General features: G+C 64.4%; 9 protein-coding genes. 2 read left to right on the forward strand and 7 right to left on the reverse strand.

The genetic code is table 11. The features are described from left to right. The first annotated feature begins 106 nt into the window (after nucleotides 1–106). Nucleotides 107–385, forward strand: coding sequence for a N(2)-fixation sustaining protein CowN (cowN, locus tag M9H71_RS03695; protein WP_455403744.1), 279 nt, complete (start codon nucleotides 107–109; stop codon nucleotides 383–385). Between the two features lie 4 nt (nucleotides 386–389). Here cowN and M9H71_RS03700 read toward each other — a convergent pair whose 3' ends face one another. From M9H71_RS03700 to M9H71_RS03730, 7 genes are all read right to left on the reverse strand, one after another. Further along, a complete protein-coding gene (locus tag M9H71_RS03700) occupies nucleotides 390–2,096 on the reverse strand; it encodes an IlvD/Edd family dehydratase (RefSeq protein ID WP_455403745.1) in 1,707 nt (568 codons plus the stop codon). An 83-nt stretch (nucleotides 2,097–2,179) separates the two neighbouring features. After that, nucleotides 2,180–3,478 carry a diguanylate cyclase gene (locus tag M9H71_RS03705; RefSeq protein ID WP_455403746.1) on the reverse strand — a complete coding sequence of 433 codons (1,299 nt, stop codon included), beginning with the start codon at nucleotides 3,476–3,478 and terminating at the stop codon, nucleotides 2,180–2,182. Nucleotides 3,479–3,986: 508 nt separating this feature from the next. Beyond that, nucleotides 3,987–5,417, reverse strand: coding sequence for an aldehyde dehydrogenase family protein (locus M9H71_RS03710; RefSeq protein ID WP_455403747.1), 1,431 nt, complete (start codon nucleotides 5,415–5,417; stop codon nucleotides 3,987–3,989). Nucleotides 5,418–5,663: 246 nt separating this feature from the next. Next, complete coding sequence (locus M9H71_RS03715; protein ID WP_455403748.1) at nucleotides 5,664–7,688, reverse strand: putative bifunctional diguanylate cyclase/phosphodiesterase; 2,025 nt, start codon at nucleotides 7,686–7,688, stop codon at nucleotides 5,664–5,666. Between the two features lie 201 nt (nucleotides 7,689–7,889). Further along, a complete protein-coding gene (locus tag M9H71_RS03720) occupies nucleotides 7,890–8,834 on the reverse strand; it encodes a DMT family transporter (RefSeq protein ID WP_455403749.1) in 945 nt (314 codons plus the stop codon). A 166-nt stretch (nucleotides 8,835–9,000) separates the two neighbouring features. Next, entirely contained in the window at nucleotides 9,001–9,846 is an 846-nt protein-coding gene (locus M9H71_RS03725) for an aldo/keto reductase (RefSeq protein WP_455403750.1), read from the reverse strand. Nucleotides 9,847–9,864: 18 nt separating this feature from the next. After that, complete coding sequence (locus M9H71_RS03730; protein ID WP_455403751.1) at nucleotides 9,865–10,773, reverse strand: intradiol ring-cleavage dioxygenase; 909 nt, start codon at nucleotides 10,771–10,773, stop codon at nucleotides 9,865–9,867. 224 nt (nucleotides 10,774–10,997) lie between these two features. On the opposite strand from M9H71_RS03730, the gene M9H71_RS03735 reads away from it, so the two are divergent. After that, nucleotides 10,998–12,266, forward strand: coding sequence for a serine hydrolase domain-containing protein (locus M9H71_RS03735; protein ID WP_455403752.1), 1,269 nt, complete (start codon nucleotides 10,998–11,000; stop codon nucleotides 12,264–12,266). Nucleotides 12,267–12,348 lie beyond the last annotated feature (82 nt).

Genomic DNA, 12,348 nt, shown 5'->3' on the forward strand with positions numbered 1-12,348 from the left:
CGCCGAACGTCCAAGCCCCGCGGCGCTTCAGCGCAGCCTCACCCGACTCGCGGACCATGGCATACCGATTGCTTCCAGCCTGGGTTCCCACGTTTTGAGGCCCGGAATGTCAGCTTCCTTCGATCGTTATGTCAGCTTCCAACACTGCGACTGGGAGGGTCGCTCCGAACGGGTGATGCAGCGGCTGCAACGCCATGTCGATGCTGCGAAGAATCCGTTCTGGGCATACTTCGCCCAGAAGCGCACTGAGCTGCGCGACAAGCAGGGACTCGACGACCTGCGCATCCTGCACAATTACCTGCCGACGCTGCGCGAACTGCTCGAAGACAATGGCGATCTCGAAACCCTCCAGATGCTGGAAGATCTCGAAGCCAACCTGATGTGATTGACTACGCGCGGCGCCCCGCCGCGGTGAGGAAGTCGAAGTCGCAGCCATCGTCCGCCTGCAGCACCGCATCGTGAAACAGTTGTGCGTAGCCGCGCTCCGGCCGCGTCGCGGCGGTCGCCGGCAAGGCTGCACGGCGGCGCTCGAGTTCGGCGTCGTCGACCAATAGATCGATCCGGCGCGCCGCGACATCGAGCGCGATGCGGTCGCCGGTCTGCACCAGCGCCAGCGGCCCGCCCTCGGCGCTCTCCGGCGTGATGTGCAGCACGATGGTGCCGAACGCGGTGCCGCTCATCCGCGCGTCGGAAATCCGCACCATGTCCTTCACCCCTGCCCGCGCCAACTTCAGCGGGATCGGCAGATAGCCGGCTTCGGGCATGCCCGGCGCCCCTTTCGGCCCGGCATTGCGCAGCACCAGCACGTCTTCCGCGGCAACGTAGAGATCGGGATCGTCGATCCGCCGCGCCATGTCCTCAAGCGTCTCGAACACCACCGCGCGGCCGGTGTGCTGCAGCAGGCCGGGCGACGCGGCGGCGTGTTTGATCAGCGCGCCGCGCGGCGCCAGGTTGCCGTGTAGCACCGCGAGCCCGCCCTCGCCGCGGATCGGATTGTCGCGCGACCGGATTACATCCTGCCCCGGCACATCCTCCGCCTGCGCCACGACCTCACGCAGCGCCGCCCCGGTCACGGTGCTGGCGTCGAGCTCGATCAAATCCCCGAGCTGCGCCATCAGCTTCGGCACACCGCCGGCGTGATGAAAATGCTCCATGTAGTGCGCGCCGGATGGCTTCAGATCGACCAGCACCGGCACCTTGCGACCGATCGCATCGAACGAGTCGAGATCGATGCGGTGCGGCACGCGGCCGGCGATCGCGGTGAGATGGATCAGCCCGTTGGTCGAACCTCCGATCGCCTGCAGCACCACCTGGGCATTGCGGAACGCGGCCGGCGTCAGGATTTCGCTCGGTCGCGGCCCCTTGGCCTTGGCCATCGCGGCGGCGACGCGGCCGGAGGCCTCGGCGGAGCGAAACCGCTCGGCATGCGGCGCCGGAATCGTCGCGCTCATCGGCAGGGACAGACCCATCGCCTCGATCATGCAGGCCATCGTCGAGGCCGTGCCCATCACCATGCAGGTGCCGACCGACGGCGCCAGCCGACCGTTGACCGCCTCGATCTCGACATCGTCGATCTCACCGGCGCGATACTTGCCCCATAACCGCCGGCAGTCGGTGCAGGCCCCCAGCACCTCGCCCTTGTGATGCCCCACCACCATCGGTCCGACCGGGATCACCACCGTCGGCAGATCGGCCGACACCGCTGCCATCACCTGCGCCGGCAGCGTCTTGTCGCAGCCGCCGATCACCACCACCGCGTCCATCGGCTGGGCGCGGATCATCTCCTCGGTGTCCATCGCCATCAGGTTGCGCAGATACATCGAGGTTGGATGTGCGAAACTCTCGGCGATCGAGATGGTCGGAAACACCATCGGCATCGCGCCGGCCAGCATCACGCCGCGCTTCACCGCCTCGATGATCTGCGGCGCGTTGCCGTGGCAGGGGTTATAGTCGCTGTGGGTGTTGGTGATGCCGACGATCGGACGGTCGAGCGCGTCGTCGGAATAGCCCATCGCCTTGATGAAGGCCTTGCGGAGAAACAGCGAGAATCCGGCGTCGCCGTAAGCAGTCAGTCCTTTGCGCAATCCATCGGCCATTCTGTCGTCCTGTGCCCGTTTCGGCCAGTTACGAACTGCCGCATTTCTCTGTCAATCGGCATGCGGCTCAGGCTGGAGCGACGTTAGGCCATATGGCGCAGCGTCGGGCGGGTGGCAACGCCGTGTTTGACGCAGTTGCGGCCGCTCTGCTTGGCCAAATACAGAGCATTGTCGGCGGCTTCGATCAACGTATGCGGCAGCGTCGGCGTTCCGGAAAAGGCGACGCCGACGCCGATACTCACCGTCGGCCGCTCGTCCAATTTCGGCAGATCGGCGAGATCCATCATTTCGACCGCGCGCCGGATGCGTTCCGCCATCACCAGTGCAGTAGCCGCATCCATCACCGGCAAGATCGCGGCGAATTCTTCCCCGCCATAACGCGCGACAAAATCGTCACTCCTGCTGGCGACGCTTCTGATCGTGTTCGCCACCAGTTTCAGGCATTGGTCGCCGATCAAATGCCCATAAGTGTCGTTGAACCGTTTGAAGTGATCGACATCGATCAGAAGCAGGGCCAGCGCTGCACCGCCGCTGGCCTGGCACTTCAGGCAGCGCTCCAGCTTGTTGTCGAAATCACGCCGGTTACCGACGCCGGTGAGACCGTCGGTGAGTGCGAATGCCGAAAGCTGGGTGTTCAGCGATGCGAGATTCGCATTGTAGTGGGTCACCTGGGTCAGCAATCGACGCCGATCGTAGTCGTTTTTCAGCATTTTCCGACGCAGCGCGACGAGCTCCATGACGAAGCTGATCTGGTACCATAAATAGAGCGCGCAGAACGGGATGGCGATAGCGATCCCGAACGCCGTCGTCGCGATGCCGACCAGCCCCAGAACAATGCTGATATGGAGGATGACGACGGATGGCATCGCATAAGCGCGCGCGCTGGCGCCCTGAACCGGCGCACAGATCAGCGCAAAGACCGCGAACAAGGGCAACCCTTGGGTGGTGAAGATCAGGATCGACAGACTTGAGCCCCAGCCGAGCGCCGCGACGAAGCTCATGATCGCGAACAGGCGAATCCAGTTCGAGACCCGCGCATCCGGTCCACGCATGCGAAAGCGGCGGGCCAGAAACAGACGCAGCAACAATGTCGGCCCGACGACAGCAACTGCGGCAAATGAAGCCAGAGAATCGTACGAATACCAATTGTACCACGCGGTGATCGCGATCGCCGTCGCAGTCAGGGCATGTGCGAACGGGCTGAAAAGCCCTTCCAGCATTTCCCACGCCTGCTCTTCGGTCGTGTAATCGGAACCGATCAATCCAGCAGTGGACGACATCACGCGGCGTGCGGCGGCGATGCGGCTGTGAAGATAATCGATCATCATATCGAAGCCCGCCGCGTCGTTCCCGAATTCGCTCACACGATCGACCGGGACCATGGCGGGAATTTCTAAACGGCGGCAGAACCCGATTTTGGTCGTTACCGCTAAACTGAATCGGCCATTAAGCGAAACACGACAAATCGATCCATCGGTTCGCGACGCCGGGTTCGCTCACCGAACCGATGCAATTGCGAACATGGAAACAAGCCTGGGAAAACGCAGATTGACCCTCGATCGGCGAGTCACGCAATCATTGCCGCGACGCAGAGCGCGACAAAGACAGCGATTCCTCCGAATGCGATCGAGAGAAACTGCTTTCGATGCTCATTGGTGACCAACGAGGACATGAAGAGCCTCTGCTGCGAGCGGCCAAGAAACGCATCGGCCCGCGCCTCCGATTCACGCGACTGACGCGACGTTTCTAGCTGCCGCGTAACGCAGCGCCTACTCGGTCGACTACCGGCGCGACCGCGCCTGTCCAGCTTGCTATGGCGTACAAATACAAAGCGCCGGAACGAACGACCGTTCCGGCGCTGAAGTTGTTAGGGAAAGGACTTGTCCGACGTTATGCGGCGTTGAAGCCAGCGATCGCCTTGACCTCGAGATATTCTTCGAAGCCGAACTTGCCCCATTCGCGGCCGTTGCCCGACTGCTTGTAGCCGCCGAACGGCGCGGTGCGTTCGTTCGGCACGCCCTGCAGGTTGACGTTGCCGGCGCGGATCTTGCGACCGACCGCGCGGGCGCGGTCGACCGACCCGGCCGAGACGTAACCGGCCAGGCCGTAGGGCGTGTCGTTGGCGAGCTCGACCGCCTCGTCCTCGTCCTTGGCGCCCATTATCACCAGCACCGGCCCGAAGATTTCCTCGCGCGCGATGGTCATGTTCTTGGTGACGTCGGCGAACACCGTCGGGCGAACGTAGAAGCCCTTGTTGACGCCTTCCGGCAAGCCCGGGCCGCCGGCGACCAGGGTGGCGCCCTCTTCGATGCCCTTGTTGATCAGCGCCTGGATCTTGTCCCACTGAGTGCGGTTGACCACCGGACCGATGGTGGTGCCTTCGGCGCGCGGATCGCCCGCCTTGGTCTTCTCGGCGACGCCCTTGGCGATCGTCGCGACCTCCTTCATCTTCGACAGCGGCACGATCATCCGGCTCGGCGCGTTGCACGACTGGCCGGAATTATTGAACATGTGCATCACGCCACCAGTCACCGCCTTGGTCAGGTCGGCGTCTTCCAGGATCACGTTCGGCGACTTGCCGCCGAGCTCCTGGCTGACGCGCTTGACCGTCGGGGCGGCGCGCTGGGCGACGTCGATGCCGGCGCGGGTCGAGCCGGTGAACGAGATCATGTCGATGTCCGGATGCTCGCTCATCGCCGCGCCGACCTCGGGGCCGAGGCCGTTGACGAGGTTGAACACACCCTTCGGCACGCCCGCTTCGTGCAGGATCTCGGCGAAGATCAGCGCCGAGCTCGGCGTGAATTCGCTCGGCTTCAGCACCATGGTGCAGCCGGCCGCGATCGCCGGCGCGACCTTGCAGGCGATCTGATTGAGCGGCCAATTCCACGGCGTGATCATGCCGATCACACCGATCGGCTCGCGCACGATCATCGCCGAGCCCATCGGCTCCTCGAACTGATAATTCTTCAGCACGTCGAGGGTCGACATGATGTGACCGAGGCCTGCGCCAGCCTGCATCTTTTCCGCCATCGGCAGCGGTGCGCCCATCTCGTCGGAGACCGCAGCGCCGATCTCCTTCATCCGGCTCTTGTAGACCGCGATGATCTTCTCGAGCAGCGCGACGCGCTCCTCGCGGCTGGTCACCGAGAACGTCTCGAACGCGCGCTTGGCGGCGGCAACGGCCTTGTCGACGTCGGCCTTGGAGCCGAGCGCAACCTCATACATAGCCTCTTCGGTGGCGGGATTGACGACCGGCGTCGACTTCTTGACGACGGGATCGACCCAGGCGCCATCGATGTAGAACTGCATGCGGTTGACCATCGGAACCTCTTGCTTAATCGCGGGTGGTTGGTGGTGAGTAAGTTCGGGATCGGCGCCACTGCGCAAGGCCGTCGCCTCGGCGCGAGCGGCCCGGATGAGGACCACCGCCATATGCGGGAACGGCATATAAAATCACCGGCGCGAGCGTAGCAAGGCGTCCTCGCACAATTGCGCGTGTGCGCAGTGCAGCGAGCACGATCTTCTACCACTTGGCGGAAATTCCGAGAATCCTGCTGCGACGCAGCATCAACCAGCCTTCGCCAGCTCCGCCGGACGCGCGGATTTGCCGTCGATCAGGTCGCGGTAATGCGCAATCGGTTGCGGCCTGCCGATCAGATAGCCCTGCACCTCGTCGCAGCCGGCGCGTGCCAGGAAGGCGAGCTGCTTCTCGGTCTCGACGCCTTCGGCGATCACCGGCAGTTTCAGCGTGCGCGCCAGGCTGAGGATCGCCTCGACGATCGCTGCCGATTCCGGGTTGGTCTCGAGCTTACGGGTGAAGGCCTGATCGATCTTGATCTTGTCGAACGGAAACGACTGCAGATACGACAGAGACGAATAGCCGGCGCCGAAATCGTCCATCGCAATGCGCACGCCGAGATTCTTGATCTTGCGCAGGATCGCGATCGCCCCGGCGAAATCGTCGATCAGCACGCCTTCGGTGATCTCGATCTCGAGGCGCGACGCCTCCAGCCCGGTTTCCAGCAGGATCTGCAGAATCAGCGCCGGCACGTCGAAACGGCGAAAATCGAGTGGCGAGAAGTTGACAGCGATGGCCAGCGGCTTCGCCCATGAAGCCGCCTCGGCGCAGACGCTGCGCAGCACCCATTCGTCGATCGGACCGATCTGCCCAGTTTCTTCCGCCAGCGGCACGAACAGCGCCGGCGACACCATGCCGCGCTCCGGATGGCGCCAGCGCAACAGTGCCTCGAAGCCGACGATCTCGCCGGAGGTGTCGGCCTGCGGCTGATAGTGGATTTCGAACTGCCGCCGCTCCAGCGCGACTGCGAGTTCGCGCTGGAGCGCGCGCTTCTCGCGGATCTGCAGATCCATCGCCGGCTCGAACAGGCGCACCGTGCCACGCTGCTCGGTCTTGGCGCGGTAGAGCGCGACGTCGGCATGAGCGACGAGCTGATCGGCGTCGTCGCCGTCGCGCGGATAGACGCTGACGCCGGCGGTCGCGCCGATGCGGATGCGATGACCGTCGATGTCGAACTCGATATCGCACAGTTGCTGCACCTGCCGGCAGACTTCCGGGATCGCCTCCTCCGCGACATCGGGCGGGGTAACGATCGAGAATTCATCGCCGCCCGGACGCGCCAGGAAACCCCAATGGCAGACCTCGGCAAGGCGGCGGGCCATCTCCGCCAGCACCGCGTCGCCGGTGGTCTGTCCGAATACGTCGTTGATTTCCTTGAAGCGGTCGATGCCGAGCTTGATCACCGCGAAGCTGGCGCCGCTGCTGCGTGCGACACCGAGATTCTCAACGATGCGCTCGTTGAACGCGGCACGGTTCGGCAGGCCGGTGGCGATATCGTGCAGCGCCAGATAGGCGAAGCGCTGCTCGGCTTGCTGGCGGTCGCTGACGTCCTCGTGTCTGGACAGCCAGCCGCCGTTGGGCAGCGCCTGCAGGCTCATCCTGATGTGCCGGCCGCCACGCAACTCGACAACGGTGCGGGCTGGGCCGCCGCTCATCGCAACGATCTTCAATTCGTCGATCTGACTTGGTTCCAGCACCTCGTTGCCAGCCGCGCGAAGGATGCGGCGAACGTCCTTGAGTTTCTGCCCGGCCGCCAACTGGCCGGGCGGAATCGCGTAGAGGTCGAGAAACGCTTCGTTCCAGAGCTGCAACCGGCCGCTGGCACCGAACAGATTGAGGCCGAGCGAATCGTCACTCACCAGCGCATCGACGATGATGTCGCGCTCGGCCAGCGTCAGGTGATGGCTGCGGCGGGCGATCGAATTCAGCCACATCGCAATCGACGCGAGCGCCGCCATTGCTGCGACAGCAGCCGCCATCAACGCCAGCGCGAGAGTGCGCATCGCCGACATCTCCGCAGCGGCGAGCAACAACAGCATCACGGTGGCGCCTGCGGCGATCGCCGCAACGGAACAACCGGTCGCCACGATCCAGCTCCGGTGGCCGCGTCTGTCGGCAGTCCGGATGCGACGTAGCGCACGACAGGTCGCGACGGCGCCGAGCAAACACAATACCGCGGCCAGAGCCACCATCCACCAACCGTGGGCATCGAGTGCGGAGAGATATTGGGTCATGCGTCTTTCAGAACTGCTGTCGCCTCGCAGTCTGACGCCGTGGCTTTTCGCATTGATTAAGGCGGCCACATAATTACCGGCCGCGCGACGACCGATCGTCGAAATCCAGCCTGATAATCAGCATCCAGTGAATACTAATGCGTGCATTAAACCATCAACACCAATGAGAAGTCGAACGCATCACGATCGCGCGGCATCCACTCACGGGCTGGGATATGGCTCCGCCGGCATTGCGACCTGCTTCCGGCGCAGCCGCTCGCGATGCGCCGTGTAGATGCCGCTGCCGATGATCACCGCGGCACCCACGAAGGTCCACAGGTCCGGCACCTCGCCGAACACGCCGAGACCGAGCACCGTCACCCAGACCAGTTGGCTGTAGGTGAACGGCGCCAGCACCGAGGCATCGGCATAGCGATAGGCCAGCACCACCACCCACTGCCCCATCGTCGAGGCCAGCCCGACCAGCAGGCCGATGCCGATGTCGTGCCAGCTCGGCGTCACCCACACGAACGGCACCGCCATACTCAAAGCGATGAAGCCGACCAGCGCGGAAAACGACATCGTGACGATGGCGCGATCGGCGCCGCTGATCATCCGGGTGAGAGTCAGCGTCAGCGCCCAGCCCAGCGCCGACAGGATCGGCAGCACGACCGCCGGATTGAACGCGGCCGAGCCCGGCCGGATCACGATCAGCACACCGATCAGGCCGACCAGCGTCGCCACCCAGCGCCGGATGCCGACGTGCTCGCTGAGCAGCGGGATCGACAGCGCGGTGACGAACAGAGGCGCCACGAACGAGGTCGCGGAAGCCTCGGCGATCGGGAGAAACTGCAGGCCGGTGATGAACAGTACCGACGACGCCACCAGGGCCAGCGCCCGCAGCACCTGCAATTTCGGACGCACCGAGCGCAGCGGCGATTCCTTGGAGGCGAGCGCCACCGGAATCATGATCAGCAGGAACACCAGAAACCGGATCCAGCCGATCTCGACCGGCGGCAGAGTCCGGCCGAGATACTTCGCCAGCGTATCGGAACAGGCCAGAAACACCGTCGAGCCGATGATCAGCGCGATGCCGCGCAGCGGATGATCAGCGTGACGATGGGTGAGCCGGCGCACGGCGTCGTTGCTTGGCGAAGTGACGGTCAAGGTCCGAGCCGTTTCGAAAAAGAATGCTGTGGAATGCGAGCGAACGGGACGCCTCCGAACGACGCAGTCCCATCAACTAACAATCCGACAAAACGATGTTCGCCGCGCCGGCACAAGTGCGGAAATCGCGGCTCGGTCATGCGGCGGCTCGCCCCGCCGCCGCATCTCACAGCATCGGCAGGCTGGCCGGCTCCGGCCCCAGCGGACAGGCCTGGTCGATCGCGGCGATCTCATCGTCGCCGAGCCGCAGTGCCGTCGCCGCCGCATTGTCGGCGGCGTGAACCGGGTTGCCGGCTTTCGGGATCGCAAACACCGAGCGCCGCCGGGTCAGGAACGCGAGCGCGACCTGGCGGGGCGTCGCGCCATGATGATCGGCGATCTGTTGCAGCAGCCGCCCGGCTTCGCTGCGCGGCGACGGAAACTCGTTGTGCCCGAACGGCGAATAGGCGGTCACCGCGACGCCGTGCGCCTCGCACCAGGGGATCACCGCGTGCTCGATCGCACGTTCATGCAGGTGATACAGCACCTGATTACAGGCGATCCTGCCGTCGCCGGCGATCCGGTGCAGTTCGCGCAAATCGCCCGTGTCGAAATTGCTGACGCCCCAGGACAGGATCTTACCGGCGGCGACCAGCTCTTCAAACGCCGCGACGGTCTCGCCGAGCTGATAGTGGCCGCGCCAATGCAGCAGATAGCAGTCGAGCCGGTCGGTGCCGAGCCGCGCCAGCGACCGCTCGCAGGCAGCGATGGTGCCCCGGCGTGAGGCGTTGCTCGGCAGCACCTTCGAAACCAGGAACACCTCGTCGCGGCGGCCGGCGATCGCCTCGGCGACCAGCGGCTCGGCGTCGCCATACATCTCGGCGGTGTCGATATGCGTCAAGCCGAGATCCAAGCCGCGCCGCAGCGCGGCGATCGCCGTCGCGCGGTCACCCCGGTCGATATACCAAGTGCCCTGCCCGATCGGCGCGAGGTTCGGCCCTCCGGAGCCGAATCTGCGCGTGTCCCCAGTCACCATCCACTCCCATCACGATCACGCCGTGCTGGCCGCCATCATCGGCCGCGGCGCGGCGCCTTGGCCCGGCTTCAGCCGGAATTCGTAGGTCATCAAATGCCACGGCCCCGACGCCGCACGGCCATCGGGCAACACCGAATCCTCGCGCAATTCCACGTTCGAGATCAGCTCGTCCTTGACCCCGAATACCACATCGGATTCGAGATATTTATCACCTTCGATGAAAACATGGGTGACCAGCGGCTCGAAGCCAGGGGCGCTGATCAGGAAATGGACATGCGCCGGCCGCATCGGGTGGCGCCGCGCCGCCAGGATCAGGTCGCCGACCGGACCGTCGATCGGGATCGGATAGCTGCACGGCAATATGGTGTGGAACGAAAACCGGCCGTCGGCGTCGGTGGTGAACCGTGCCCGCAGCGACGGCCCGCGATCGGCATAGCCCGGCTTCTGGGAATCGTAGAAGCCGTCGTCGTCGGCGTGCCAGACGTCGACCGCCGCCTGCGCAATCGGCGCCCCGTCGAGATCGGTGACACGGGCCTCGACATACATCTGCTCGCCGTCGACCCCTTCGGAAATATCGGCGCCGGACGGCACCTGCTTGTGCTCTCCGACATAGAACGGCCCGAGCACAGTGGTTTGCGTCGCGCCTGCGCGGTCGCGGTGATTGACGGCATCGACCAGCATCGACACCCCGAGCACGTCCGACAGCAGGATGAATTCCTGGCGGCTCGCCGTGCATTTCTGCCCGGTCCGAGTGAGAAAATCGATCGCCTTCTCCCATTCCTCGAAGGTCAAGCCGGTGCGGCGGACATAATCGTGCAGCGAGCGCACCAGCTCGCGCATCAGCAGCTTCATGCGCGGATCGGGGGTTTCGTCGAAGCTCTTGACGACCGCCTCGGTGAGGTCGGTCTCGTCGAATTGAGGCATGTCCCGCTCAGATGTCGTTGGAGAGGCGGCGACGGTACACCATGCTTCCCGCCATGGTAAGCGCGGACGCGGAAGTCCGCTATGCGCGAGAGGCGAAACGACCACATCTCCGCGCCACGCCGATAGAACACCTTGCGATTTTCCGATATCACAGGCGCCCGAGCGAGACGACACGAATCCGGGACCGTCAACCGGACGATCCGCGAAAGTTCAGGAGCGAAGCGATGCCCAGCCAGACCGCACCAGCCCAATCCGCACCGCCGGCGATCGGTTCGGCCACCAGTGCCGGGATGTCGGAGACCGCGCTGCGCCGCATCGACGATCATCTGCAGCGGCTCTATCTCGATCCCGGCAAGCTGCCCGGCACCCAAACGCTGGTGTTTCGTCGCGGCCAGATTGTCTACCACTCGTCGCTCGGCTTCGCCGATGTCGAACGCAAGGTCGCGGTGCGCGACGACACCATCTTCCGCATCTATTCGATGACCAAGCCAATCACCTCGGTGGCGCTGATGATGCTGTTCGAGGAAGGCCGGGTCCAGCTCGACGACCCTGTGGCGAAGTACATTCCGCAATGGGCGGGTCTCGGCGTGTTCCAGGCCGGCATTCCGCCCTATTTCCTGACCAAGCCGCCGGCGCGGCCGATGCAGGTGGTCGACCTGCTGCGCCACACCTCCGGCCTGACTTACGGCTTCCAGAACCGCACCAATGTCGACGCCGCCTATCGCGACAAGGGCATCGGCGCGTTCGAAAAGGCAGGCACGCTGGATTCCTGGATCGCCGATCTGGCGCAGATCCCGCTGGAATTCTCGCCCGGAGAGGCGTGGAATTACTCGGTGTCGACCGACATCGTCGGCTACATCGTGCAGAAGATCAGCGGCATGCCGTTCGAGCAATTCGTCAAGCAGCGCATTCTCGATCCGCTCGGCATGACCGACACCGACTTCTACGTGCCGCCCGCGAAAGCGCAGCGGCTCGCCGCCTGCTACACCGCCGACGGCAAAGGCGGCATGACGCTGTCGGACGATCCGCAGACCTCGAGCTTCCTGAGCCCGCCAGCGCTGATCTCCGGCGGCGGCGGGCTGGTGTCGACCACCGCCGATTATCTCACCTTCTGCCGCGCGCTTCTGAATGGCGGCGAACTCGACGGCGTCCGCCTGCTCGGGCCGAAGACGCTGAAGCTGATGACCAGCAATCATTTGCCCGGCAACCGCGACCTCACCCAGATGTCGCTGTCGATGTTCTCCGAAGCCACCAATGCCGGCATCGGCTTCGGGCTCGGCTTCGCCGTCAACATGAACCCGGCGCTGACGCTGTTGCCGGGCTCGGCCGGCGAATTCTATTGGGGCGGCGCGGCCTCGACCGCGTTCTGGATCGATCCGGCCGAAGAGCTGATCACGATCTTCATGACCCAGCTCATCCCCTCCAGCGTCTATCCGATCCGCCGCGAACTCCGTACCCTAGTGTACAGCGCGATCACGGAGAGTAATCTATAAGGCCTCGACCTACCCACTCGTCATTGCGAGGAGCGAAGCGACGAAGCAATCCAGCTCTGGACTCGAAACTGGATTGCTTCGC

It is taken from the genome of Rhodopseudomonas parapalustris (genome assembly GCF_053772255.1).

Bases quoted from the DNA above. Each gene is read 5' to 3' on its own strand.
- M9H71_RS03735 (WP_455403752.1), top strand. From the start codon at position 10,998: ATGCCCAGCCAGACCGCACCAGCCCAATCCGCACCGCCGGCGATCGGT.
- cowN (WP_455403744.1), top strand. From the start codon at position 107: ATGTCAGCTTCCTTCGATCGTTATGTCAGCTTCCAACACTGCGACTGG.
- M9H71_RS03715 (WP_455403748.1), bottom strand. From the start codon at position 7,688: ATGACCCAATATCTCTCCGCACTCGATGCCCACGGTTGGTGGATGGTG.
- M9H71_RS03700 (WP_455403745.1), bottom strand. From the start codon at position 2,096: ATGGCCGATGGATTGCGCAAAGGACTGACTGCTTACGGCGACGCCGGA.
- M9H71_RS03705 (WP_455403746.1), bottom strand. From the start codon at position 3,478: ATGGTCCCGGTCGATCGTGTGAGCGAATTCGGGAACGACGCGGCGGGC.
- M9H71_RS03710 (WP_455403747.1), bottom strand. From the start codon at position 5,417: ATGGTCAACCGCATGCAGTTCTACATCGATGGCGCCTGGGTCGATCCC.
- M9H71_RS03730 (WP_455403751.1), bottom strand. From the start codon at position 10,773: ATGCCTCAATTCGACGAGACCGACCTCACCGAGGCGGTCGTCAAGAGC.